Genomic DNA, 25,060 nt, shown 5'->3' with positions numbered 1-25,060 from the left:
ACGGAACCGGCGCGGCCCAACTCGGGGACACCGAGGAAGGGTCGCTCCCGCACCGAGGGTGTCGTCCCCCTTTGGGGGAAGGCGCGCAGCGACTCAGGGGGTATCAATAAACAGGAGACAAGCCATGTTCAAGCGTTTTGCACTGTCGTTGCTGCTGGCCGGATTGGCCGGTGGCGCGATGGCCCAGTCCTATCCCGCCCGGCCCGTCACGCTGGTCGTGGGATTTCCGCCCGGCGGCGGCGCCGATGCGGTGGCGCGCATCGTGGCCGACAAGGTCGGCAAGATCCTGGGCCAGCCCCTGCTGGTGGACAACCGCCCGGGCGCCGGCACCACGCTGGCCTCCGAGCATGTGGCGCGTGCAGCGCCCGACGGCTACACGCTGCTGCTGGGCAGCGCCAATATCTATGGCTCGGACCAGCTGCTCTACAAGAGCGCTCGCTATGACGGCGCGCGCAACTTCACGGGCATCACGCGCTGGAGTTCGGCCCCCATGCTGCTGGCCGTGCGCAAGGATTTTCCGGGCCAGGGCGTGGGCGATCTGGTGGCGCTGGCGCGCAGCCAGCCCGACAAGCTCAGCTATTCCTCCTCGGGCGCAGGCGTGATCACGCACCTGGCCACGCTGTCGTTCGCGGGCGCCAGCGGTGGCCTGCGCATGCTGCATGTGCCGTTCAAGGGCGGTGCGCCATCGATACAGGCCGTGGCCGCCGGCGATGTGGACCTGACCTTCGGCACGCCGCCCTCGGTGCTGCCGCTGGCCCAGGCGGGCAAGCTGCGCATGCTGGCGGTGAGCACGGCCGAGCGCTCCCCGCTGTTTCCCGAGCTGCCGGGCATGAAGGAGTCCGGCGTGCCGGGTTTTGACTACACGTTCTGGTTCGGCCTGTTCGCCCCGGCGGGTCTGCCCGAGGACGTGGCGAAGAAGCTGTTCGATGCCAGCACCAAGGCGCTGGAAGACCCCGATGTGAAGGCCAGGCTGGCCAAGCAGGGCAATCTGGCCGCGCCCTCGGCATCCCTTGAGGAATTCCGTGCCTGGGCCCTCAAGGAAGGGCAGGAGTCCAAGGCCCTGACCCAGCGTTCCGGCGCCGGGCTGCAGTGAGACACCCCCTGAGGCGCCACGCGCCTTCCCCCTCTCGCTTCGCGGGGGGACGACACCCTCGGTGCGGGAGCGGCCCTTCCTCGGTGTCCTGGTCTTGGGCCCCGCCGGTCCCACAGGTTGTGGGTGTCGCATCAAGCAGTAGATAACGATATGGAAATCCCTATGAATGAACAAGCCACGGGCCTGCCGCTGGAAGGCCTTACCGTCATCGACCTCACGCGCGTGCTGGCCGGCCCCATGTGCACGCAGATGCTGGCCGACCTGGGCGCGCGCGTGATCAAGGTGGAGCAGCCCGGCACGGGCGACGATGCGCGCGGCATCGGGCCGTTTGTGGACGGGGGCTCGGCCTATTTCCTGTCGGTGAACCGCAACAAGGAATCCATTGCGCTGGACCTCAAGCAGCCGCAGGACCGCGAGGTCTTCGAGCGCCTGCTGCAAGGCGCCGATGTGCTGGTCGAGAACTTCCGCCCCGGCACCATGGACAAGCTCGGCTATGGCTGGGAGACCCTGCATGCGCGCCATCCCCGGCTGGTGATGACGTCGGTCTCTGGCTTCGGCCAGACGGGTCCCTACAGCGGCTTTCCTGCCTACGACATGGTGGTGCAGGCCATGAGCGGAATGATGAGCGTGACCGGCCACCCGGGCGCCGGGCCCTGCCGCGTGGGCGTGTCCATCGGCGACCTGGGCGCAGGGCTGTATGCCGTCATCGGCACGCAGGCCGCGCTCATGCGCCGCGCCCGCACGGGGCAGGGCGAACGTGTCGATGTCTCCATGCTCGACTGCCAGGTGGCCCTGCTGGAGAACCCCGTGGCGCGGCTCGGTGCGCTGGGCAGCGTGCCGGGGCCCATGGGTACGCGGCATCCGTCCATGGCACCCTTCGATGTGTTCGCGGCACAGGACGGCTGGTTCGTCATCGCCGTGGGCAGCGATGCGCTGTTCCGCAAGCTGTGCAGCCTGCTGCAATTGCCCGAACTGGCCGAGGACGCGCGCTTTGCCGGCAATGCCCTGCGCTGCGAGCACCAGGCCGAACTCAAGGCCGCGCTGGAGGCGCGCCTGCGGGACAGTCCCAGGGCGCATTGGCTGCGCCTGCTCACTGATAATGGCATCCCGGCGGGGGAGTACAACAGCGTGGCCGATGTCGTCGAGCACCCCCAGGTGCGCGAGCGCGGCATGCTGGCCCAGGTGCAGGCCCCCGGTGGCCAGACGCTGCGCGTGGCGGGCAACCCCTTGCTGGCCGCGTGCGATCAGCCCCTGGTGCGCAGGCAGCCGCCCGCGCTGGACGCGGACCGCGAGCGCATCCTGCGCGAGCTGTCCGTGGCGCAGCCTTCGCCCAACCATGAACGTGCCTGAGATTTCCCTGCTTCCCGCGGACTCTTCCTTCTTCTTCACAGCCATGACCAACCGCAATCTGTTCGCTGCCTTGCGCGCCGCCTTTCCCCAGGATCTGCAGAAGTCGGCCGTAGAGGCCATAGGCGCGGACGGCGCCAGCCTGTTCTACAGCTGGGCCGACCTGGACCGTGGCAGCGCGCGCATGGCCAACCTGCTGCAGTCGCTGCAACTGCCGCCCGCCAGCCGCATCGCCGTGCAGGTGGAAAAGTCGGTCGAGGCGCTGATGCTCTATCTGGCCACGCTGCGCAGCGGCCATGTCTTCCTGCCGCTGAACACGGCCTACCAGAGCGCCGAGATCGAATACTTCGTGGGCAATGCCGAGCCCGCCGTCGTGGTCTGCGCGCCAGGCAATTTCGGCTGGGTCTCCAAGATCGCCTTCACCTCGGGCGTGGCCCATGTCTACACCCTGGGCGACGACCGCAGCGGCACGCTGCTGGAACGCGCGGCCCACCATGGCGACGAGCATGAGGTGGTGGAGCGCGGCGAGGACGACCTCGCCGCCATCCTCTACACCAGCGGCACCACGGGCCGCAGCAAGGGGGCGATGCTCACGCACGGCAACATGCTGTCCAACGCCGAGACGCTCAAGGACTACTGGGGCTGGCAGGACGGCGACGTGCTCATCCACGCGCTGCCCATCTTCCATGTGCACGGCCTGTTCGTGGCCATCCACGGCGCGCTGATCAATGGCAGCCCCATGATCTGGCTGTCGAAGTTCGAGCCCGGAACGGTGATCTCGCGCATGCGCGACGCCACCGTCTTCATGGGCGTGCCCACGCTCTATGTGCGCATGCTGGCGGACGCGCGGCTCACGCGCGAGGCGGCGGCCCACATGCGGCTGTTCATCTCGGGCTCGGCCCCCATGCTGGTGGAGACGCACCGCGACTGGCAGGAGCGCACCGGCCACGTCATCCTGGAGCGCTACGGCATGAGCGAGACCATCATGCTGACCTCCAATCCCTACCGCGCCGACGCGCACAACGGCGGCCAGTCCGAGCGCCGCGCCGGCACCGTGGGCTTTGCGCTGCCCGGCGTGGGCGTGCGCATCGTGGACGACGCAGGCCAGCAGATGCCCGTGGGCGAGATCGGCAATATCCAGGTGCGTGGCCCCAATGTGTTCAAGGGCTACTGGCGCATGCCCGAGAAGACGGCCGAGGAGTTCACGGCCGATGGCTGGTTCCGCACGGGCGACGTGGGCAAGCTCGACGAGCGGGGCTATGTGAGCATCGTGGGCCGCAGCAAGGACCTGATCATCTCGGGCGGCTACAACGTCTATCCGGCCGAGATCGAGGGCTTCATCAACGAGCTGCCCGGCGTGGCCGAAAGCGCCCTGGTCGGCGTGCCGCACCCGGACTTCGGCGAAGTGGGCGTGGCCGTGGTGGTGCCGCGCCCCGGTGCCGCCCTGGAGCCCCAGGCGGTGGTCGATGCGCTCAAGGGCCAGCTGGCCAATTTCAAGATTCCCAAGCGCTGCTTCGTAGTGCAGGAGCTGCCGCGCAACACCATGGGCAAGGTGCAGAAGAACCTGCTGCGCGACGAGCACAAGCAGCTGTTCGCCTGAGTTGGCGCCAGGGTGCGGATTGCGCCCTGGCCTGATTGAAAAAGCAAAAGGCATCGGCGCCGCCGATGCCTTTTTTTGTGTGGCGGCCGCCGAGGCTGCCGCTACCCTTCAACGCAGGACGAGCACGGGGATATGGGTGTGCGTGAGCACATGCTGCGTCTCGCTGCCCAGCAGCAGGCGCTGCAGGCCCTTGCGGCCGTGCGAGGCCATGACGATGAGATCGCAGTCGCGGCGCTTGGCCACGTCGATCACGCTTTCGGCGACCAGGTCGGACTTGACGATCTCGGTGGTCACGTTGACCTTCAGAGCCTGTCCCTTGGCATGGATGGCATCCAGCACGGTCTGCGCGTTGGAAGTCCACTGGCCTTCGATGCGCTCGATCTGCTTGAGGTCCACGGTCTCGCCGCCCTCGAAGTAGCTGCGCGGATAGTGTTGCACCACCTGGACGACGACGACGCTGGCGCCGCACAGCGCGGCAAGGCCCAGCCCGCTGTCCACGGCCTTGTCGGAAAGCTCGGAACCGTCGGTGGCGATCAGGATGCGGTTGTACATGCGTGCTCCTTTCGTGTGTGCTGATGGATGGGATGAAGTCAGCATAGACCCAACCATGAGTTAACGGTTGATTAATGTCAATACGCTTATCATGCGGCCCGATTACGCTAAGAACCATGCCCCACACCACGATAGCCCCATCCAGCGAGGCGGCAGTGGCGGCGCTTGATTCAGGCCCCTCGCCCTCGCAGCAGGCCACCGCCCGGCTGCTGGATGATCCGCAGGAGTGGAGTTCGTTCGGACGGCCCGCAGGCCCCGCAACTCCCGCCGACCCTTCCAAGGAACCCACCGACTTTCCCGCCTGGGATTCGCACGTCGTTCTGGAAGGCATGCACTGTGCCGCATGCGCCCTGACCATCGAGGATGCGCTGCGTGCCGTGCCCGGAGTGGAGAAGGCCGAAGTCAGTGCTGCCACGCGCCGCGCCCGTGTCACCTGGCGCCACGCGCAGGTGCTTCCCTCCGAGTGGATGGAGGCCGTGCGGCGCGCCGGCTACCAGGCGCTTCCCGCACGCGATGCCTTTGCGCGCGAGCGCCGCCAGGCTGAGAGCCGCCGTGCGCTGTGGCGCTGGCTGGTGGCCGGCTTTTGCATGATGCAGGTGATGATGTATGCGTGGCCCGCCTACGTGGCCCGCCCCGGCGACCTGTCGCAGGAGATGGAGACGCTGCTGCGCTGGGCCTCCTGGGTCATCTCGCTGCCAGTGGTGCTGTTTTGCTGCGGCCCCTTCTTCTCCAGCGCGCTGCGCGACATACGCCAGCGCCGCGTGAGCATGGACCTGCCCGTGGCCCTGGGCATGCTGATCACCTTCGTGATCAGTTCGCTGGGCACCTTCGATCCTTCGGGCCCCTTCGGCGAGGAAGTCTTCTACGACTCGCTGACCATGTTCGTCTTCTTCCTGCTGTCCGGCCGCTGGCTGGAGCTGCGCCTGCGCGACCGCACGGCCGGCGCGCTGGAAGCGGTGATGAACCGCCTGCCCGATGCCGTGCTGCGCGAGAACGCAGCCGGCCATTTCGAGCGCGTGGCCACGCGCCGCCTGCGCGCGGGCGACCGGGTGCGCGTGCTCAGTGGCGAGGCCTTCCCGGCCGACGGCACCATCGTGCGCGGCCGCACCCATGCCGACGAGGCCCTGCTCACCGGCGAGTCCACGCCCGTGCTGCGTGCCGAGGGCGATACCGTCACGGCCGGCAGCTACAACCTGGATGCCGTGGTCGATGTGCGCGTGGATGGCGTGGGCGCCGATACGCGCTTCGCCCAGATCGTGGGCCTGATGGAAAGCGCCTCGCTGCAAAAGCCGCGCCTGGCCCAGTTGGCCGACAAGGTGGCGCGGCCCTTTCTCGTCGTGGTGCTGCTGGCTGCGCTGGGCGCCGCCATCTGGTGGTGGCCCACCGATCCCGGCAAGGCCATGATGGTGGCGGTGGCCGTGCTCATCGTCACCTGCCCCTGCGCGCTGTCGCTGGCCACGCCCGTGGCCATGCTCACTGCCGCCGGCACGCTGGCGCGCAGCGGCGTGCTGGTGCGCAACCTGCAGGGCCTGGAGGCGCTGGCCGCCGTGGACACCCTGGTGTTCGACAAGACCGGCACGCTCACGCGCGATGGCCTGGCCCTGTCGTCCTTCGAGCCTGCTGCGGGCGAAGACGCCGACGAAGTGCTGGCACTGGCGGCGCTGCTGGCGCGCCAGTCCATCCACCCGGCCTCGCGCGCCATTGCGCAGGCCGGCGCCGATGCCGCCACCGACTGGAAGCTGGACACCATGCAGGAAATGGCCGGCCTGGGCCTGGACGCCTGGGTGCAGCGCCCCGGCGCGCGCCGCCATCTGCGGCTGGGCTCGGCCCTGCACGCAGGCCTGGCCGGGGAGCAGCCCGTGCAGGGTGTGCTGCTGGCCGAGGAGACCTCGCAGGGCTGGCACACGCTGGCCCGCTTCGTCCTCAGCGAGGACGTGCGGCCCGAGGCCGCCGCCGTGGTGCAGGCGCTGCACCGGCATGGCGTGCAGGTGATGCTGCTGTCCGGCGACCGCGAGGACGCGGCCCGCGCCATGGCGGCGCGCGTGGGCATCACCCAGGCCGAAGGCGGCTGCAGCCCGCAGGACAAGCTGGAGCGCCTGCAGCAGGCGCAGGCTGCCGGCCACCACGTGGCCATGGTGGGCGACGGCCTCAACGACGGCCCAGTTTTAGCTGGAGCGCATGTCTCTTTTGCTTTTGGTAGAGCAGTGCCCCTGGCACAATCGCGCGCAGATTTCGTTGTTCTGGGTGACAGCCTGGAACTGGTACTCCAGGCATGCCTGTTGTCGCGCCGCACGCTGCAGGTGGTGCGCCAGAACATGGCCTGGGCAGCCGCTTACAACGCGGTGTCGATTCCGCTGGCCCTGGCGGGCTTCATGCCTGCCTGGGTGGCCGGACTGGGAATGGCACTGAGTTCGCTGCTGGTGGTGATGAATGCCGCGCGCCTTGCGCGCAGCCTGCCACTGGCTGCAACGAAACACACGGGCACGCCTGCTGCGCCCGCAGCGTCCGTCGCGATAAAGACGGGCTCCACCGCAACGGTGGGGAGGTTCTGATGGAAATACACCCCCTGAGCGGCTGCGCCGCTTCCCCCTCTCTCGCTTCGCGGGAGGGGAACGACACCTTCGCCGCGAGGCGGCTCTTGCTCGGTGTCACTGAGCTGGATCGCGCCCGTTCTGGGGGCAAGGCGTGGCGCGTCAGCGCCACGGGGAACTGACCATGGATATTTTGTATTTGCTGATCCCGCTGTCGGTGGTGCTGGTGCTGGCCATCCTTGCGGCCCTGTGGTGGGCCGTATATCGCGGGCAGTTCGAGAGTGTGGAGCAAGAGGGTGAGCGCATTCTTCGGGACGATTGACGTGGGTCAACACGCCCGGGAGCGAAGAACGTAACACTTTGATAGCAATCTAAGGGGTGCACGATGGATAGTTCAAATAAAAACGCTGTCTATTACGACGATTCCGTCGTAAGGCAGTTCTCTATCATGGCCGTCGTCTGGGGGGTGGTAGGCATGGCTGTCGGGGTGTTGATCGCCTCGCAGCTGGCCTGGCCGGAACTCAACTTCGGCATTCCATGGCTGAGCTACGGACGCCTGCGTCCGCTGCACACGAACGCCGTGATCTTTGCCTTTGGCGGATCGGCGCTGTTCGCAACCAGCTACTACGTGGTGCAGCGCACCTGCCAGACGCGGCTGTTCATGCCCAAGCTGGCCAGCCTGACGTTCTGGGGCTGGCAGATCGTCATCGTCGCCGCCGCCATCAGCCTGCCCCTGGGCTACACCCAGGGCAAGGAGTACGCCGAGCTGGAGTGGCCGATCGACCTGCTGATCGCCGTGACCTGGGTCTCGTATGCCATCGTGTTCTTCGGAACCATCGGCATCCGCAAGGTCCGTCACATCTACGTGGCCAACTGGTTCTTCGGCGCCTTCATCATCGCCGTGGCACTGCTGCACATCGTCAACAGCGCAGCCATTCCGGCCGGCTGGATGAAGAGCTACTCGGCCTACGCCGGCGTGCAGGACGCGATGGTGCAGTGGTGGTACGGCCATAACGCCGTGGGCTTCTTCCTGACCGCGGGCTTCCTGGGCATGATGTATTACTTCATCCCCAAGCAGGCTGGCCGTCCGGTCTACAGCTACCGCCTGTCCATCGTCCACTTCTGGGCGCTGATCTTCACCTACATGTGGGCGGGTCCTCACCACCTGCACTACACCGCGCTGCCCGACTGGACGCAGTCCGTGGGCATGGTGTTCTCGCTGATCCTGCTGGCTCCCAGCTGGGGCGGCATGATCAACGGCGTGATGACGCTGTCGGGCGCATGGCACAAGCTGCGCGACGACCCTATCCTGCGCTTCCTGATCGTGTCGCTGTCGTTCTACGGCATGTCCACGTTCGAAGGTCCGATGATGTCCATCAAGACCGTCAACGCGCTGTCGCACTACACGGACTGGACCGTGGGCCACGTTCACTCGGGCGCCCTGGGCTGGGTGGGCCTGATCACCATGGGCTCGCTGTACTACCTGATCCCGCGCCTGTTCGGCAAGACCAAGATGCACTCGGTGGGCGCCATCGAACTGCACTTCTGGATGGCCACCATCGGCATCGTGCTGTACATCGCCGCGATGTGGATCGCCGGTGTGATGCAGGGCCTGATGTGGCGCGCCGTCAATCCCGATGGCACGCTGACCTACACCTTCGTCGAAAGCGTCAAGGCCAGCTATCCGTTCTACGTGATCCGCGTGGCCGGTGGCCTGCTGTACCTGGGCGGCATGCTGGTCATGCTGTGGAACACCTGGAAGACCGCGATCTCGGGCCGTTCGGTGAAGGTGGCCGTGCCTGCCGTCGTGGCCCACGCCTGAGCGTCTAGGAGCATTACTCATGTCCGATCACAACAATAGCGCTCCCAAGAGCTTTTCCCACGAGAAGGTGGAAACCAACAATTTCCTGCTGATCGTGCTGACCCTGCTGGTGGTGGCCGTCGGCGGCATGGTGGAAATCGTTCCGCTGTTCTTCCAGAAGTCGACCACGGAAGCGGTGGCGGGCCTCAAGCCCTACACGCCGCTGCAGCTGATGGGCCGCGACGTCTATCTGCGCGAGGGCTGCTACAACTGCCACTCGCAGATGATCCGCCCCTTCCGCGCCGAGACCATGCGCTACGGCCACTACTCGGTGGCTGGCGAGTTCGTCTATGACCACCCCTTCCAGTGGGGTTCCAAGCGCACGGGTCCCGACCTGCACCGCGTGGGCGGCAAGTACAGCGACGAATGGCATCGCATCCACCTGAACAACCCGCGCGACGTGGTGCCCGAGTCCAACATGCCTGCCTACACCTGGCTGGAAAAGAACAAGGTGGATGACACCGTGGTCGCCCAGCACATGAGCGCGCTGCGCAAGGTAGGCGTGCCCTACAGCGACGAGGAAATCAGCGGCGCTGCCGAGCAGGTCAAGGGCAAGACGGAAATGGACGCCGTCATCGCCTACCTGCAGGTCCTGGGCCGTTCGGTCAAGTAAAGGAGAGCGACATGGACATCACCACCATGCGCATCGTGGCCACGCTGGCCTCGCTGGCCTGCTTCATCGGCATCTGGTGGTGGGCGTTCGCCCGCCGCAACCAGGCCCGTTTCGACGAGGCCGCCCAGCTGCCGTTCGAGCAAGACTGAGTCCCTCCACCAGAACGAGAACTTCCCATGAGCGATTTCGTAAACAACTTCTGGTCGATCTATGTCACGGCGATCACGCTGGGCGGCATCATCGGCTGCCTGCTGCTGCTGTATCTCACCGCACGCAAGAAGGTGGTCCCATCGGCCGACAACACCACGGGCCACGTCTGGGACGAGGACCTGCGCGAGCTGAACAACCCCATGCCCAAGTGGTGGATGTGGCTGTTCATCATCACCTCGGTGTTCGGCTTCGCCTACCTGGCGGCCTATCCGGGCCTGGGCTCGTTCGCGGGCAAGCTGGGCTGGACGCAGCTGGGCGCCTATGAAAACGAGATGGCCAAGGCCCGCGCGGACCTGGAGCCGCTGTACGCCAAGTTCACGAGCATGAGCACCGAAGACATGGCCAAGGATCCCCAGGCCATGGCCATCGGCGAGCGCCTGTTCATGAACAACTGCGCACAGTGCCACGGCTCGGATGCACGCGGCGGCAAGAGCTTCCCCAACCTGACCGATGGCGACTGGCTGCATGGCGGCACGCCCGAGAAGATCAGGGAAACCATCACGGGTGGCCGCATCGGCATCATGCCGCCCATGGCCGCTGCCGTCGGCACGCCCGACGATGTGCGCAACCTCTCGCACTATGTGCTGAGCCTGTCGGGCAGCCCGCACGACTCGCTCAAGGCCTCGCTGGGCAAGTCCAAGTTCACGGCCTGCGCTGCCTGCCACGGCATGGACGGCAAGGGCAACCAGGCCCTGGGCGCGCCCAACCTGACCGATGACATCTGGCTGCACGGCTGGGGCGAGGCCGCCATCACGGCCATGATCAACAACGGCAAGCACAACGAGATGCCTGCCCAGAAGGACAAGCTGACCGAGGCGCAGATCGCGGTGCTTGCTTCCTATGTCTGGGGCATGTCGCACAAAGACGGCGCAGTCCGTCAGTAAGCACAGGGGCGGCGCTGCGGCGCCGCCTTTTTGCGTTTTGAGTTTTCAGATATTTCAAAAAAACAAAGGAACCCACCATGAAGCCCGAGAGCGGGGATGACACCGGGAAGCCTCCCCGCAAAGTCATTCCGATCACGCCGGCCACGCCTGATCCGGGCGAGCTGGTGTCGATGTTCGAGTCGGAAAAGAAGGTCTACCCGCGCTCCATCAGCGGTGTCTTCGCACGCTGGCGATGGGCCCTGGTGTTTCTCACCCAACTGGTTTTCTACGGCCTGCCCTGGCTGGAGTGGGGCCAGCGCCAGATGGTGCTGTTCGACCTCGGAACGCGGCGCTTCTATCTCTTCGGGCTGGTGCTGTACCCGCAGGACTTCATCTACCTGGCGGGCCTGCTGATCATCTCGGCGCTGGCATTGTTCCTGTTCACGGCCGTGGCCGGGCGCCTGTGGTGCGGCTTCTCGTGCCCGCAGACGGTCTATACCGAGATCTTCATGTGGGTGGAGCGCAAGGTCGAAGGCGACCGCAGCGCGCGCATGCGGCTGGACAAGAACGGCTGGACCTTCGAGAAGGCCTGGAAGAAGTCGCTCAAGCAGTTGCTGTGGATCGCCATTGCGCTGTGGACCGGCTTCACCTTCGTGGGCTACTTCGTGCCCATCCGCGAGCTGGGCGGTGAGCTGCTGGCGCTGCAGGGCAGCTGGCAGATGTTCTGGGTGCTGTTCTACGGCTTTGCCACCTATGGCAACGCGGGCTACATGCGCGAGCAGGTCTGCAAGTACATGTGCCCCTATGCGCGCTTTCAGAGCGCCATGTTCGACCGGGACACCATGATCGTCAGCTACGACACGGGCCGGGGCGAGCCGCGTGCGCCGCGCACCAAGAAGGTGGACTACAAGGCCCAGGGCCTGGGCGACTGCATCGACTGCAAGATGTGCGTGCAGGTCTGCCCCGTGGGCATCGACATCCGCAACGGTCTGCAATACGAATGCATTGGCTGCGGCCTGTGCATAGACGCCTGCAATTCCATCATGGACAAGATGGAGTACCCGCGCGGCCTGATCCGCCTGACCACGCAGAACGCCATGGCCGGCCTGTGGCGGCGTGCCCAGGTGCTGCGCCGCATCTTCCGTCCGCGCGTGCTGATCTACTCGGCCGTGCTGATCGGCTTGAGCGTGGTCATGATCGTGAGCCTGGCGTTGCGCCAGTCGGTCAAGGTGGACGTGATCCGCGACCGCGCCTCGCTGTCGCGCATCGTGGCGGGCGGCAAGCTGGAGAATGTCTACCGCCTGCAGATCATGAATGCCACCGAGCAGGCCCAGCGCTACCGCATCAGCGCCCACGGCCTCGATGGGCTGGAGCTGGCGTCCGAGCAGGAAGTCGAGGTCGGCCCGGCCGAGACGCGCGGCATTGCGGCGCGCCTGCAGATTCCCTACGGTTCGGCCGAGCCGGGCTCGCACACCGTATTCTTCGATATCGATGCCGTGCATTCGGGCGCGGGACGCGCGTCCGAAAAGGCCGTCTTCCTGGTGCCCCGGTGATGTTCCTGGCAGGCGCGGCACGGTCCGCGCCTGCCGCCTGAAAGAAAGAGGTTTCCCATGTCTTCCAGTCCCGCAGTGTCCGCGCCCGCGCAGGCTCCCTCGCACCCCGACGCCGGCAAGCCCTGGTGGAGGTTCGGCCATGTCTGGCTGGTGGTGGCCGGCCCGGCGGCCGTGGTGGTCGCTGCCGTGATCACGGCCATCATCGCCATCAACGGCGCCGATCCCGTGATCGACCCCGACTACTACCGCAACGGCATCACGATCAACGAGCGTGCCGATGGCGTGCGCGAAGTGCCCAAGAGCATGGCGCCCGCCGTCACCGGCCGCAACCATGCGGCCACGCCCGCGCACGATCACCCCACCGACCGCTGATCGCCGTGCACCCCTGCAAGAGGCCGCAGTCGCGGCCTTTTTGCATGGCGGATCGCATCTCCGGCATGCGCGACGGGTGAGGGTTTCCTACAGGCGTGCAGGGCGCTGCGGGGCTTGGCGCCATGCGTTGGCGCGGCGCACAATGAAGGCGACCCCTCGACAGCACAAGGAGATCGCTGATGTTGGCCCAACGCTGGATGTGGATTGCCTGGCCTGCCTTTCTGGCAGCCGCCGTGATGGAGATGCTGGTTTTTGCCTTTGTGGACCCGCTGGAGCTGCATTGGCTCGGCGACCTGGGCTGGTCGCGCCAGGGCATCTACACGCTGGCCTTCTTCGCCTTCTGGGGCGTGACCATGCTCTCCAGCCTGATGACCACCATGCTGGGCCGCTCGGCCCGCGATCTCAATGACGGCGTGGTCTCCGAGCCCGACCCGGACCTGGCCATGCAGGGGCTGGGGCGGGACTGATCGAGAGCCCGCCGCAATGAACAAGGCCCGCTGTCGCGGGCCTTGTTCATTGGCGGACGAATGCTTGCCGCCCTTGCAGCCTCACTGGCACTGCTGGCTGTTGACGATGCGCTTGAGCGCCTCCGTGTCCAGGATGCGCAGATGGCGCTGGCGCACCTCGATGATGTTGTCGTCCGCGAACTTGGAGAAGGTGCGGCTCACCGTCTCCAGCTTCAGGCCCAGGTAGCTGCCGATTTCCTCGCGCGTCATGCGCAGCACCAGTTCGGACTTGGAAAAGCCCCGTGCATGCAGGCGCTGCACCAGGTTGAGCACGAAGGCGGCCAGGCGCTCCTCGGCGCGCATGCTGCCCAGCAGCAGCATCACGCCGTGCTCGCGCACGATCTCGCGGCTCATGACCTTGTGCACATGGTTTTGCAGGGCCGTGACCTCGCGCGACAGGTCTTCCAGCTTGTCGAAGGGCATGACGCAGACTTCGGCGTCTTCCAGCGCGACGGCATCGCAGGTGTGGTGGTCGTTGACGATGCCGTCCAGGCCGATGATCTCGCCGGCCATCTGAAAGCCTGTGACCTGGTCGCGTCCGTCCTCGGTGGCCACGCAGGTCTTGAAGAAGCCGGTGCGGATGGCGTACAGCGAGGTGAATGTCTCGCCGTTGCGAAACAGCAGGCCTCCGCGCTTGACCTTGCGGCGCGTGGCCACGATGTCGTCGATGCGCTGCATCTGCTCGGCATCCAGGCCCATGGGCATGCACAGTTCGCGCAGGTTGCAGTTGGAGCAGGAGGCTTTGATGGTCTGAAGGTTCATGGAGTGATAAACATCAGCGGCACACAGCGTGCCGGCGGTGACCTCGTGGATTGCGATGAGTTGGATCAAATTGTCGCAGCAGTCCCTCAAACAACTCTTGATATGAGTCAAGGACATGACCGATGTGCTGCGGCACAGTCGAGGTATTAGAGGAAAAAACCCATGACCGCTGTCACCCCAGAGCTGCTGCGTCGCTTTGACGTACCGGGGCCCCGATACACCTCGTTCCCTACCGCCGACCGCTTTGTCGAGGCCTTTGGTGCAGAGGACTATATCCTGGCGCTGCAACAACGCAAATCGAGTACCGCAGCGCGTGCCACGCCTTTGTCGCTGTATGTGCACGTGCCCTTTTGCGAGTCGCTTTGCTACTACTGCGCCTGCAACAAGATCGTGACGCGCCACCACGATCGCGCTGCCGTCTACCTGGACTACCTGGCGCGCGAGATGGCCTTGCATACGGCCCATTGCGGCAAGGGCCAGACCGTCAGCCAGCTGCACCTGGGCGGCGGCACGCCCACCTTCTTCTCCGACGACGAGCTGCGCACGCTGATGGGCCTGTTGCGCGAGCATTTCAAGCTGGAGCCGGGTGGCGAGTATTCCATCGAGGTCGATCCGCGCACCGTCAGCGTCGAGCGCCTGGCCGTGCTCAAGGAGCTGGGCTTCAACCGCCTGAGCTTCGGTGTGCAGGACTTCGACGAACAGGTGCAGATCGCCGTGCACCGCGTGCAGCCGGCAGAGCAGGTGTTCGAGCTGGTGGCGGCCGCGCGGCAGTTGGGCTTTGCCTCCATCAACGTGGACCTGATCTACGGCCTGCCCAAGCAGACGCCCGAATCCTTCGAGCGCACGCTGGCCCAGGTCAACGCGCTGCGGCCCGATCGCATCGCGCTCTATGCCTATGCCCACCTGCCCGAGCGCTTCAAGCCGCAGCGGCGCATTGCGGCCGAGGATCTGCCCCAGGGGGCCGACAAGCTGGCCATGCTGTCGCGTTCCATCGCCGCGTTCATGGACGGTGGCTATGTCTACGTGGGCATGGACCACTTCGCCCTGCCCGAGGACTCGCTGGCCGTGGCCAAGCGCCAGGGCCGGCTGCACCGCAACTTCCAGGGCTACAGCACCCAGCCCGACTGCGACCTGATTGCGCTGGGCGTGTCGGCCATCGGCAAGGTGGGCGCCAGCTACAGCCAGAACGCCAAGACGCTGGAGGAGTACTACGACGCCATCGACGCCAGCCACCTGCCCGTGGTGCGGGGCCTGGCGCTGTCGCGCGACGACCTGGTGCGCCGCGCCGTCATCATGGCCATCATGTGCCAGGGCGCCGTGCTGTTCGAGCCCATGGAGCAGGCATGGCTGCTGGGCTTTCGCGAGTACTTCGCGCCCGAGATGGCGGCCCTGGAGGACCTGCAGGCCAAGGGCCTGGTGCAGATCAGCGACGAGGGCTTCCAGGTCACGCCCATGGGCTGGTACTTCGTGCGCGGCGTGGCCATGCTGTTTGACCGATATCTGCAGGCGGACAAGAACCGGGCGCGGTTTTCGAGGATCATCTAGGCCCCATGCTCTTGTCGCTGCTCTGGACCACTTTGATCATGGGGCTCGTCGGCGGGCCCCATTGCCTGGCCATGTGCGCTGCGCCCTGCGGCGTGGTCACGGGCGGGGAGGGGCAGGGCGGTGGCTCGCAGGTGGTGGCCGTGCATGGATTGCAAAGCCGGCTGTGGCTGCGCACGGCGCTGTTCCACGGCGGCCGTCTGGCCGGCTATGCCAGCCTGGGCGCTGCCTCGGCCCTGGCCATGGAGAGCCTGTCCTGGCTCACCAGCCAGACCACGGCGCTGCAGCCGTTCTGGACGCTGACCCATGTCGCCGTGATGGCCTGGGGCCTGGCCATGATGGTGCAGGCCCGCCAGCCCGCCTGGCTGGAGTCTGCCGGCCGCGCTGCCTGGCGGCGCGTGCAGCCCTGGGTGTCGGCGCCGGGCGGCACGCTGGCGGCAGGCTATGCCTGGGCGCTCATGCCTTGCGGACTGCTGTATTCGGCCGTGCTGGTCGCCGCGCTCAGCGGCGGCCCGTTGCAGGGCGCGCTGGCCATGGCGGCCTTTGGCGTGGGCAGCGGCCTGTGGCTGGTGGCCGGCCCCTGGCTGTGGCGGCTGGGCCGGCAGCGCCTGAACGGCCTGCGCGCCGAATGGGGCACGCGCCTGGCCGGCCTGATGCTGGTGGGCGTGGCCGTCTGGGCGCTGTGGATGGACCTGATCTACAAGCCCAGCCTCTGGTGCCGTTGAGCAACAGCTGAGGCCAGACTTGGCACCTGGGGTCGCGGATTGGCTGCGAGGCCCTCAGAACTGGAGATAATGCCCGAATCATCGGCTTACATATTGCCGATTCCTTCAGCCTCGGGGCCGTTGCCGCGCGTGAACCATTCCGTCCTCATCGATATCCGAGACCTCCGTCCGGGCATGTTTGTCCAGCTCGATGTTGGGTGGCTGAACCATCCCTTTCCGGTCAGCAGCTTCAAGATCACCTCCAGCGCACAGATCCAGACCCTGAAATCCCTGGGCCTGGAGGTGGTGCGCTGTGTCCCGCACAAAAGCGACACCTGGCCCGCCGAGGTGCGCACCCCGCCGCCGCAGGAGCTGCCGCCCGTCGTGGTGGCCCCCGAGCCTGCACCCACCGAACCTGCGCCAGCACCGCTGCTGCTGTCCGTGCCCGACTGGCGCGGCCGGCTGGAGGACTGCAATGCGCGCTTTCAGAAGGTGGAGCGCGGCTATGTGGCCATAGAGACCACCATCGCCAGCGCGCCCGAGCAGGCGCGCATGCCCACCGAGGCCCTGGTCGATGGCTGCCTGGCCGAACTGGCGGGCCCGCAGGACGTGGCCATTCACCTGCTGTCCGATGGCGTGGGCAGCAGCCAGAGCGTGCATGCCGTCAACGTGACCGTGCTCAGCCTGCTGCTGGGCCGGGCCCTGGGCCTGCAGGAATCGCTGCTGCGCGACCTGGGCCTGGCGGCGCTGCTGCATGACGCGGGCAAGCCCGTGGCCGGTGTCGAAGGCATGCACGGCCTGGCCCTGGAGCCTTCCGTGCCCGACGCCCTGCGCGAGCGCTACGAGCGCCATGTGGGCGAATCCGTGGCCATTGCCATGCGAATGGGCCTGTCGGCCCAGGTCACCACGGCCATCGCCCAGCACCATGAATGGGCCGACGGCACGGGGTTCCCGCTGAGCCTGGTGGCCGAAGACATGGAACTCACGGGCCAGATCCTGGCCCTGGTCAACAGCTACGATCGCCTGTGCAATCCCGGCGATGCACAGACGCCGCATACGCCGCACGAGGCCCTGTCCATGCTGTTCAGTCGGCTGCGCGACAAGTTCGCCGCGCCCGTGCTCAATGGCTTCATCCGCATGATGGGTGTGTTCCCGCCGGGCTCGGTGGTGGAGCTGACCGACGGGCGCCATGCCATGGTCATGTCCGTGAATGCATCACGCCCGCTCAAGCCCTCGGTGATGGTGCACGATGCCGGCGTGCCGGCCGCGCAGGCGCCCGTGCTGGCGCTGGAGCTGTTTCCCGAGCTGGGCATACGCCGGGGAGTGGCGCCCGCGCAACTGCCGCGCGATGCGCTGGACTACCTGTCGCCGCGCCGGCGTGTCTGCTATTACTTTGAACGGGCGGTGGAGTTGGATCCACCGAAGGTGGCGTCTTGAACAAGCAAGCGCTCAACCGCGCCTGGCCCCGCCTGCTCGATGCACTGCAGGAGGCCCTGTGGCTGATCGATGCGCGCACCCTGAAGGTGCTGCGCGCCAACGCTGCCAGCGAATCCGTCACCGGCTATGAGGCCGATGCGGCCCCGGGGCTGCCCGTGCAGGTGCTGGCCGCCACGCCGCAGCAGCAGGCTTTCTGGAGCGATCCCTTCAACTGGCAGGCCGGAGCCCAGTTCATTGCCGAGGTGCGCCGCGCCGATGGCCAGCTGGCGCCCGTGGAGATGCGCGTGCGCGCGCTCGACGGCGAGGTGCTGCTGGTCAGCATGCTGGACCGGCGCGAGCAGGCCTTGCACGAGGCCGAGTTCGAGAGCCTGCTGGGCGAGCTGCGCGCCACGCTGGAGTCCGCGGCCGACGCCATCCTGGTCTGCGATCCCGATGGCCGCATCCGCGCCTTCAACCACCGCTTTGCCACGCTCTGGGGCATTCCCGAGGCGCTGCTGGTGCGCCGCAACGACGTGGCCATCCTCGACCACCTGGCCGGCCAGGTGCGCGATGCCGAATCCTATGCGCGCCAGTTGAAGCTGCTGTCGGCCCAGCCCCTGATGGAGGCGGCCGACGTGCTGGACCTGCGCGACGGCCGCATCCTGGAGCGCCGCGCCGTGCCTCAGCTGCGCCGGGGCCTGCCCATGGGGCGGATCTTTTCCTTTCGCGACATCACGGCCGAGGCCCAGACCCAGGCGGGCCTGGAGCTGGCCGCGCGCGTCTTCGAGTCCAGCCTGGACGGCATCTTCATTGCCGACGGCTACATGGATGTGGCCCGCACCAACCCGGCCTGCGAACGCCTGCTGGGCGGCATGCCCGTGCAGGGGCGCACGGTGGAGTCGCTGTTCGAGGCCTCCGAAGGCCAGGCCGACACCCTGGGCGACCTGGCCCGCATCCAGTGGCACCAGGGCGGCTTCTGGGAGGGCGACCTGTGGCTGCGCCAGGCCGGCGGCGCGCGCTGCGCCGTGCGCCTGTCCTGGGTGCCGCTGCGCAACGCGCAGGGCGACGTGGTGCAGAGCATCGGCTTCATGCGCGACCTCACGCAGCAGCGCGTGGCCCAGCAGCGCATTGAACAGCTGGCCTACAGCGACGCGCTCACCGGCCTGCCCAACCGCCTGAACCTCACGGAGCGCGTGGATGCAGCCATCGAGGCCGCGCGCGCAGGCGGCACGGTGTTCAGCATCCTGTTCATCGACCTGGACCGCTTCAAGATCATCAACGACTCGCTGGGCCACCAGTTCGGCGACCGCGTGCTCAAGCTGGTCGCGCAGCGCCTGAGCGACTGCATGCGGCCCGTGGACATCCTGTGCCGGCTGGGTGGCGACGAGTTCGTGCTCTATCTGCAGGGCTGCAACGCCGAGCTGGCCGCTTCGGTGGCCAAGCGCATCCTGCAGGAGATGGAGCGCCCCTTCCTGCTCGACGGCCTGGGTTTCTCCGTGCAGTGCAGCATCGGCGTGGCCCAGTACCCGGCCGATGGCCTCACGCTGGATGAACTGATCCGCCAGGCCGACACCGCCATGTACCGCGTCAAGGAACGGGGCCGGGGCCATTTCAGCTTCTACCAGCCGCAGATGAGCGCCGGCCTGCTGTCGCGCATGAAGCTGGAGCACGCCATGCGCCAGGCGCTGGAGCATGGCCGCATGGCGGTCTACTTCCAGCCGCAGGTGCACATAGACAGCGACCGCATCGTCGCAGCCGAGGCGCTGCTGCGCTGGACCGATCCCGAATTCGGCGTGGTCTCGCCGGGTGTCTTCATCCCGCTGGCCGAGGAGTCGGGCTACATCGTCACGCTGGGCGCCTGGGTCATGGAGCAGGCCGTGCAGGAGGCTGCACGCTGGCAGCAGCAGGGCATGCCCATCAAGGTCTCGGTCAACGTGTCGGCGCTGGAGTTCCGCCAGTCAGGTTTTGTCGAGCGGGTGACCGAGCTGCTGCGCAGCTACGGCCTCACACCCCAGCTGCTGGAGCTGGAGCTGACGGAAAGCATCTTGCTGCAGGACGCCCAGGACATGGCGCTGCGCGTATGCCAGATCGCCGATCTGGGCGTGGGCATGGTGATTGACGACTTCGGCACCGGCTACTCCAACCTGGCCTACCTGAAGAAGCTGCCCATCTCCAAGATCAAGATCGACCAGAGCTTCGTGCGCGGCCTGCCCAGCGACGAGGGCGACCAGGCCATCGTCGGCGCCATCATCAGCCTGGGGCTGGCGCTGGGCGTGGAGATCGTGGCCGAGGGCGTGGAAACGCACGAGCAGCTGACGGCCATCCACCGCATGCAGGGCCACTACTTCCAGGGCTTCCTGTGTGCACCGGGCCTGCCGCGCGAGCAGTTCGGCGAATGCCTGCAGGCCCAGCGCGCCGGCATTGGCGCCATCGCCTACCGGCAGAGAATGGCCCAGGCCGCGAGCGCTCAGCTGCCTGCGCTCAAGCCCTTCCAGAGCATGTAGGCCGCCAGGCCGAACAGCAGCGTGGCAAAGATGCGCTTGAGCTGGCCCACGGGCAGCCGGTGCGCGGCCCGTGCCCCCAGCGGTGCCGTCAGCACGCTGCAGCAGGCCAGGGCCAGCAGGGCCGGCAGCCACAGGTAGCCCAGCGAGTATTCGGGGCGCCCCGCGTCGCCCGCGCCGGTGAAGATCAGGCCCGCCGCATTCACCACGGCAATCGGAAACCCCAGCGCCGCGCTGGTGCCCACGGCCATGTGCATGGGCACCGAGCAGCGCATCATGAAGGGCACGCTGATGAAGGCCCCGCCCGCACCCACCAGCCCCGAGATGAAGCCCAGGCCCGTGCCCGCGCCGTACAGCCCCAGCGGCCCCGGCAGGGCGCGCGTGGCCGTGGGCTGGCTGTTGCTGCGTAGCATGCGCAGCGCCATGTAGCCGATGAACACGCCAAAGAACAGTGCCAGGTACTTGCCGCGCAGCAGCGCGAAAACGCCCAGGCTGGCGAGCAGGCCACCCGTGATGATGCCCGGCGCCAGGCTGCGCACGATGTCCCAGCGCACGGCGCCACGACCGTGGTGGGCGCGCAGGCTGGAGATCGAGGTGAACACAATGGTGGCCATGGCCGTGGCGATCGCCATCTTCACGGACAGATCCGGGCCGACCCCGCGCTTGTCGAGAAAGTAGGTCAGAAACGGCACGAGCACCATGCCGCCGCCCACTCCCAGCAGGCCGGCCAGGAAGCCGGAGCACAGGCCCAGCAGGGCCAGTTCGAGAAACAGCAGGTCAGGCATGCGGCAGAAGGTCGGTAGTGGATGGGCGGGGAAGGGAGGGCAACAAAAAACCCGGCGCACCGTGGAGGTGCGCCGGGTTGGAGTCAGGTGTCTGCAAAGACCACCGGGCCGTCATCCTGAACCGGGGTTCAGGGGGGCAAGGGCAGCCAGACGTTGGGTTCATCTAACGCGAGACGATCACGCTCGAATGGCAATGTACCAAGCCCGGGCTCATAGAGCATTGGTCCAAGGAACTATAAAGCCCGGCGGGTTTGCAGACGCCTCCATTCTACGGCGATTGGGCAGCCCCGCAATCAAGTTCTTTGAACGGCATGGGCTTTCCATTGACATGGCCGATGCCATGAAAAACGGCCTCCGAAGAGGCCGTTGCATGGGCGGGGTTGTGGCGGCTCAGAGCAGCCGAGCATCGCTTTCCAGGGCCTGGTCCAGGCGCAGCACCAGTTGCTCGGCAAGGGCCTGCTGGCGCTGGCGCTCGGCCAGTTCCTCGGGGCTGGGCTCGGGTGGCAGGGACTGGGCGGCATGCTGCGAAGTGACCTCGTCATGCAGGGACTGCATTTCGGCCTGGGCCGTGGCCATGGCGCTTTCCTGCGCTTCGCGGTCCAGCACGTCGAAGGCCATGTTCAGCGCGGACAGCACGGCCACGCGCTCGCGCGAGCGGACCTTGCCGCTGTCGCGGATCCGGGTCATGGCCGTGTCCACACGGCGCACGGCCTCGAGCAGACGCTCTTCCTGGCCATCGGGGCAGGTCAGCACATAGCTTTGCTGCAGGATTTGCACTTCGATCTGCTTCATGGGCGTTCGGGCGTCGGCGGTTGCGAAGGGGGTCAAGCCCCCTGGTTGGAGGGCAGGCGCTCGATCAGGGCATCGACGCGGGCCCGGGCGGCGTTGAGCCGCGAGCGCAGTGAATCACGCTCCTGGGTCAGGGCCGCCACCTGTTCGGCGAGTAGCGCATTCGTGCGTTGCAGTTCCTCGTGGCGAACCAGCAGGCGCTCCACGCGCTCTGCAATGTGGTCGAGGGAAGTCTGGGAGGTCATAGACGCTGAGATTGTAGGACGTGCGAACGAAGTGAGCGCATTCCGTGGAAGTATCCGAGGAAACCTGATAGCAGGGGGGCTTAGAAGGCTTGACGTCAGCGCCGTGCTCAGGTATTCGAGCGCAGGCGGCAGACTGTCTCACAAAATCGTAGCGCCATGTGTAGGACGCGTCTGCTTCGGCGGGGTGTAATGCGTAAGCATTGGTTGCGGGCGCGGTGCGGGGAGGGTGCGGATACGGCGGGGGTGCGCACTACAATGCGCCGCGTTGGCGGAGCGGCCGGTTCAAGGCAGCGTCGCACGGAGCAAACAAATACACATGAATATTGACCTTGGCCGGGGCGGGGCACGCTGCCCGGCGCTGTTGATCACTTCCACGGCCTCGGGCCAGGGCAAGACCACGCTGACGGCTGCGCTGGCGCGGCTGCATGCGCGCCAGGGGCGCCGCGTGCGCGTGTTCAAGTGCGGCCCTGACTTCCTGGACCCGCACTGGCACGAGCTGGCCAGCGGCGCGCCCGTGCACAGCGTCGATCTGTGGATGACGGGCGAGGCCGACATGCGTGCGCGCCTGCACGCCGCCGCCTGCGAGGCCGACCTCATCCTGGTGGAAGGCGTCATGGGCCTGTTCGACGGCACGCCCTGCGCTGCCGATGTGGCCGAGCGGCTGGGCCTGCCGGTGCTGGCCGTGATCGACGCCTCGGGCATGGCCGGGACCTTTGGCGCGCTGGCCCATGGCCTGCAGCACTACCGGCCGGGCCTGCGCTGGGCCGGCCTGCTGGCCAACCGCGTGGGCAGCGCCCACCATGCCGACCTGCTGCGTGCCGGCCTGCGCGAGCCTTCGTTGTGGCTGGGCGCGCTGGCGCGGGTGCAGGGTGCAGGCGCCACCTCGCTGCTGCCCGAGCGGCACCTGGGCCTGGTCGCCGCGCATGAGCTGGACGATGCCCTGCAGCGCCTGGACGTGGCCGCCGATGCGCTGCTGGCCACGCCGCTGGGCCAGTTGCCCTGGCAGGCCGAAGCCGGGCAGGGCGCCAACTGGCAGGACTGGTCCGTGGACTTTGAACCGTGCCCGGAACCTGCCGAAGCCGTGCAGCCCTGGCTGGCGGGCCGCACCGTGGCGGTGGCGCGTGATGCGGCCTTCAGCTTCATCTACCAGGCCAACCTCGACTGCCTGCGTTCCATGGGTGCGCGGATTGCCTTCTTCTCGCCCCTGGCCGCAGAGCGCCTGCCGCAGTGCGATGCGCTGTGGCTGCCCGGCGGCTATCCGGAACTGCACCTGGACGCGCTGGCCGCCCATGCCGCGCTGCGCGGTGACATTGCCGCCCACGTGGCTGCCGGCCGCCCGGTCTGGGCCGAGTGCGGCGGTATGCTCGCGCTGTGCGAACGACTGACCGACACTGCGGGCCGGACCACGGACCTCTGGGGCCTGTTGCCCGGCCATGCGCGCATGCAGCCGCGCCTGGCCGGCCTGGGCATGCAGCAACTGCCCACGCCCTGGGGCCTGTTGCGCGGTCACACCTTCCACTACAGCCGGCTGGAGACCTCCATGACCGAGGCCGGGCGCAGCAGCCGCCCCGGCCAGGCCCCCCAGCCCGACCGGGGCGAGGCGCTGTACCGCCAGGGCAGCGTGCACGCCAGCTATTTCCATGCCTGGTTTGCCTCGCAGCCGCGTGCCGTGGCGGCGCTGCTGGGCGCTGACATTCCCGCAGGCCAGGCGTCATGACCGACCAGATCTCCACCTATTCGCTTGCGCGCAGCCAACTCATTCTGGGCGGCCAGAAAAGCGGCAAGTCGCGCCGTGCCGAATTGCTGGCCCGCGCCTGGCTCGATGGCGCCCTGGACCGCGAGGCCGCGCTGATCGCCACCGGCCAGCCCTGGGACGACGAAATGCGCGAGCGCATCGCCCGCCACCGGCGCGACCGCGCCGAGCGCGTGCCCGGCATGGCCACGCTTGAGGAGCCGCTGGACCTGGCCGCCATGCTTGCGCGGCACAGCACGCCGCAGCGCCTGCTGGTGGTGGACTGCCTGACGCTGTGGCTGACCAACTGGATGATGCCGGCCCAGCCTTCCGAGGAACTGGCGCGCGGATGGGAGGGCCAATGCACGGCCTTTCTTGCCGCCTTGCAAGCTGCGCCCGGCCCGGTGATCCTGGTCGGCAACGAGATCGGCCTGGGCGTGATCCCGCTGGGATCGCAGGTGAGGGCCTTTGTGGATGCGCTGGGTGTGCTCAACCAGCGTGCGGCGCAAAGCTGCGAAACCGTCACGCTGATGTGCGCCGGCCTGCCGCTGGCGCTCAAGGGCCCGCAGCCGTGAGGCCATGGCGTCTCGCCCTGTGGGGCCTGGCGTTGGCACTGGCGCTGTCTGCGGCGCAGGCTGCCATCCGGGTCACGGACGGGCGGGGCGTTCCGGTGGAGCTGCCACATCCGCCGCAGCGCATCGTCAGCCTGCTGCCCTCGCTGACCGAGACCGTGTGCGAGCTGGGCGGCTGCCAGCGCCTGGTCGGCGTGGACCGCTATTCGAACTGGCCGGCCCATGTGAAGACCCTGCCTGTGGTGGGCGGCGGCATGGACCCCAATATCGAGGCCATCGTCGCGCTCAAGCCTGATCTGGTGCTGGTGTCCATGGCCTCGCGCTCGGTGGCGCGGCTGCAGGCATTGGGCCTCAAGGTCGTGGCGCTGGAGCCGCGCACCCATGCCGATGCGCAGGCCGTGCTGCGCACCGTGGGCCAGTTGCTGGACCTGCCGCCCGCGCAGGGCGCCGACCGTGTCTGGGCCGCCATCGAGGCGCGCATGCAGGAGGTGGAGCGCAGCATGGCCCCCGCGCTGCGCGGGCAGACCGTGTATTTCGAGGTCAACCGCGGCCCCTTTGCCGCAGGCGAGTCTTCGTTCATCGGCGAGACCCTGGCGCGCCTGGGCATGCGCAACATCGTGGGTGCGCAGCTGGGGCCGTTCCCGCGCATCAACCCTGAATTCGTGGTGCGCGCCGACCCGGACTTCATCCTGGGCGGCGACCGCAGCCTGGGCACATCGGGCGAGCCCTATCCGGGCTGGGGCCGCATGCGTGCCATGCAGGCCGGGCGCGTCTGCCGCTTTGTGCCGGCCGAGCTGGACGTGCTGGTGCGCGCCGGCCCGCGCATGGCCGAGGGCGCTGCGCTGATGGCGCGCTGCCTGAACGGGGCCGCACGGTGAGGCCGGCCCGCAGGCTCCACCGCGGCCTGGCTG

General features: G+C 67.4%; 24 protein-coding genes. 19 read left to right on the top strand and 5 right to left on the bottom strand.

The features are described 5' to 3' along the window. Window positions 1-124: 124 nt before the first annotated feature. The 3 genes from INR38_RS12045 to INR38_RS12035 all read left to right on the top strand — a co-directional run bounded on the left by INR38_RS12045 (window position 125) and on the right by INR38_RS12035 (window position 4,040). Complete coding sequence (locus INR38_RS12045; RefSeq protein ID WP_047217627.1) at window positions 125-1,093, top strand: tripartite tricarboxylate transporter substrate binding protein; 969 nt, start codon at window positions 125-127, stop codon at window positions 1,091-1,093. Window positions 1,094-1,255: 162 nt separating this feature from the next. Next, the gene (locus INR38_RS12040; protein ID WP_043781451.1) at window positions 1,256-2,443 is read left to right on the top strand and encodes a CoA transferase; all 1,188 of its coding nucleotides are present in this window, start codon (window positions 1,256-1,258) and stop codon (window positions 2,441-2,443) included. 43 nt (window positions 2,444-2,486) lie between these two features. After that, window positions 2,487-4,040 (top strand): malonyl-CoA synthase, encoded by a 1,554-nt coding sequence (locus INR38_RS12035; protein ID WP_207443990.1) that lies wholly within the window; start codon window positions 2,487-2,489, stop codon window positions 4,038-4,040. Between the two features lie 108 nt (window positions 4,041-4,148). Here the strand turns inward: INR38_RS12035 and INR38_RS12030 are convergent, their stop codons facing one another. After that, window positions 4,149-4,592 carry a universal stress protein gene (locus tag INR38_RS12030; protein ID WP_012204620.1) on the bottom strand — a complete coding sequence of 148 codons (444 nt, stop codon included), beginning with the start codon at window positions 4,590-4,592 and terminating at the stop codon, window positions 4,149-4,151. A 116-nt stretch (window positions 4,593-4,708) separates the two neighbouring features. Here INR38_RS12030 and INR38_RS12025 point away from each other — a divergent pair, with 116 nt between their 5' ends. The 9 genes from INR38_RS12025 (at window position 4,709) to INR38_RS11985 (ending at window position 13,062) form a co-directional block, all read left to right on the top strand. Then, window positions 4,709-7,144: a cation-translocating P-type ATPase gene (locus INR38_RS12025; RefSeq protein ID WP_063326628.1), complete on the top strand. Its 2,436-nt coding sequence runs from the start codon at window positions 4,709-4,711 to the stop codon at window positions 7,142-7,144. 163 nt (window positions 7,145-7,307) lie between these two features. Further along, window positions 7,308-7,445: a cbb3-type cytochrome oxidase assembly protein CcoS gene (gene ccoS, locus INR38_RS12020; RefSeq protein WP_013803228.1), complete on the top strand. Its 138-nt coding sequence runs from the start codon at window positions 7,308-7,310 to the stop codon at window positions 7,443-7,445. Window positions 7,446-7,508: 63 nt separating this feature from the next. Then, the gene (gene ccoN / locus INR38_RS12015; protein ID WP_012204623.1) at window positions 7,509-8,945 is read left to right on the top strand and encodes a cytochrome-c oxidase, cbb3-type subunit I; all 1,437 of its coding nucleotides are present in this window, start codon (window positions 7,509-7,511) and stop codon (window positions 8,943-8,945) included. Between the two features lie 19 nt (window positions 8,946-8,964). Further along, complete coding sequence (ccoO, locus tag INR38_RS12010; protein WP_012204624.1) at window positions 8,965-9,597, top strand: cytochrome-c oxidase, cbb3-type subunit II; 633 nt, start codon at window positions 8,965-8,967, stop codon at window positions 9,595-9,597. 11 nt (window positions 9,598-9,608) lie between these two features. Further along, window positions 9,609-9,746 (top strand): cbb3-type cytochrome c oxidase subunit 3, encoded by a 138-nt coding sequence (locus tag INR38_RS12005; RefSeq protein ID WP_012204625.1) that lies wholly within the window; start codon window positions 9,609-9,611, stop codon window positions 9,744-9,746. 27 nt (window positions 9,747-9,773) lie between these two features. Next, a complete protein-coding gene (ccoP, locus tag INR38_RS12000; protein ID WP_012204626.1) occupies window positions 9,774-10,691 on the top strand; it encodes a cytochrome-c oxidase, cbb3-type subunit III in 918 nt (305 codons plus the stop codon). Between the two features lie 77 nt (window positions 10,692-10,768). Beyond that, a complete protein-coding gene (gene ccoG / locus INR38_RS11995) occupies window positions 10,769-12,223 on the top strand; it encodes a cytochrome c oxidase accessory protein CcoG (protein ID WP_207443992.1) in 1,455 nt (484 codons plus the stop codon). Between the two features lie 57 nt (window positions 12,224-12,280). Next, complete coding sequence (locus tag INR38_RS11990; RefSeq protein ID WP_071954955.1) at window positions 12,281-12,595, top strand: FixH family protein; 315 nt, start codon at window positions 12,281-12,283, stop codon at window positions 12,593-12,595. Window positions 12,596-12,774: 179 nt separating this feature from the next. After that, on the top strand, window positions 12,775-13,062 hold the full coding sequence (locus tag INR38_RS11985) for a hypothetical protein (RefSeq protein ID WP_013803226.1): 288 nt from the start codon (window positions 12,775-12,777) through the stop codon (window positions 13,060-13,062). Between the two features lie 81 nt (window positions 13,063-13,143). Here INR38_RS11985 and fnr read toward each other — a convergent pair whose 3' ends face one another. Next, the gene (gene fnr / locus INR38_RS11980; protein WP_034391808.1) at window positions 13,144-13,863 is read right to left on the bottom strand and encodes a fumarate/nitrate reduction transcriptional regulator Fnr; all 720 of its coding nucleotides are present in this window, start codon (window positions 13,861-13,863) and stop codon (window positions 13,144-13,146) included. Window positions 13,864-14,025: 162 nt separating this feature from the next. On the opposite strand from fnr, the gene hemN reads away from it, so the two are divergent. The 4 genes from hemN to INR38_RS11960 all read left to right on the top strand — a co-directional run bounded on the left by hemN (window position 14,026) and on the right by INR38_RS11960 (window position 20,029). Further along, complete coding sequence (gene hemN, locus INR38_RS11975) at window positions 14,026-15,408, top strand: oxygen-independent coproporphyrinogen III oxidase (RefSeq protein ID WP_012204631.1); 1,383 nt, start codon at window positions 14,026-14,028, stop codon at window positions 15,406-15,408. 5 nt (window positions 15,409-15,413) lie between these two features. Beyond that, window positions 15,414-16,130: a sulfite exporter TauE/SafE family protein gene (locus INR38_RS11970; RefSeq protein WP_207443994.1), complete on the top strand. Its 717-nt coding sequence runs from the start codon at window positions 15,414-15,416 to the stop codon at window positions 16,128-16,130. 69 nt (window positions 16,131-16,199) lie between these two features. Continuing rightward, a complete protein-coding gene (locus INR38_RS11965) occupies window positions 16,200-17,546 on the top strand; it encodes an HD-GYP domain-containing protein (protein WP_071954957.1) in 1,347 nt (448 codons plus the stop codon). Beyond that, a complete protein-coding gene (locus INR38_RS11960; RefSeq protein ID WP_207443996.1) occupies window positions 17,543-20,029 on the top strand; it encodes a bifunctional diguanylate cyclase/phosphodiesterase in 2,487 nt (828 codons plus the stop codon). The genes INR38_RS11965 and INR38_RS11960 overlap by 4 nt, the downstream gene beginning before the upstream one ends. On the opposite strand, the gene INR38_RS11955 is transcribed toward INR38_RS11960, so the two are convergent. The 3 genes from INR38_RS11955 to INR38_RS11945 all read right to left on the bottom strand — a co-directional run bounded on the left by INR38_RS11955 (window position 19,993) and on the right by INR38_RS11945 (window position 21,845). Then, window positions 19,993-20,811, bottom strand: a complete 819-nt coding sequence (locus tag INR38_RS11955) for a sulfite exporter TauE/SafE family protein (protein ID WP_012204635.1) — start codon at window positions 20,809-20,811, stop codon at window positions 19,993-19,995. The two genes, INR38_RS11960 and INR38_RS11955, sit on opposite strands and share 37 nt — an antisense overlap. Window positions 20,812-21,201: 390 nt before the next feature. Next, entirely contained in the window at window positions 21,202-21,603 is a 402-nt protein-coding gene (locus INR38_RS11950) for a cell division protein ZapA (protein WP_012204636.1), read from the bottom strand. 32 nt (window positions 21,604-21,635) lie between these two features. Further along, window positions 21,636-21,845: a hypothetical protein gene (locus INR38_RS11945; RefSeq protein WP_012204637.1), complete on the bottom strand. Its 210-nt coding sequence runs from the start codon at window positions 21,843-21,845 to the stop codon at window positions 21,636-21,638. 316 nt (window positions 21,846-22,161) lie between these two features. On the opposite strand from INR38_RS11945, the gene INR38_RS11940 reads away from it, so the two are divergent. The 3 genes from INR38_RS11940 to INR38_RS11930 are packed head-to-tail and all read left to right on the top strand — an operon-like array spanning window position 22,162 to window position 25,027. Then, window positions 22,162-23,562, top strand: coding sequence for a cobyrinate a,c-diamide synthase (locus INR38_RS11940; RefSeq protein ID WP_207443998.1), 1,401 nt, complete (start codon window positions 22,162-22,164; stop codon window positions 23,560-23,562). After that, a complete protein-coding gene (locus INR38_RS11935; RefSeq protein WP_013803219.1) occupies window positions 23,559-24,152 on the top strand; it encodes a bifunctional adenosylcobinamide kinase/adenosylcobinamide-phosphate guanylyltransferase in 594 nt (197 codons plus the stop codon). Before INR38_RS11940 ends, INR38_RS11935 begins: the two co-directional genes overlap by 4 nt. Then, a complete protein-coding gene (locus INR38_RS11930; RefSeq protein ID WP_207444000.1) occupies window positions 24,149-25,027 on the top strand; it encodes a helical backbone metal receptor in 879 nt (292 codons plus the stop codon). Before INR38_RS11935 ends, INR38_RS11930 begins: the two co-directional genes overlap by 4 nt. Window positions 25,028-25,060 lie beyond the last annotated feature (33 nt).

It is taken from the genome of Delftia sp. SD018, from assembly GCF_017355445.1.
Taxonomy (GTDB): Bacteria; Pseudomonadota; Gammaproteobacteria; order Burkholderiales; family Burkholderiaceae_C; genus Comamonas; species Comamonas acidovorans.
The sequence above is the reverse complement of the archived record's forward strand: the minus strand, read 5'-3'. Positions and strand labels throughout refer to the sequence as shown.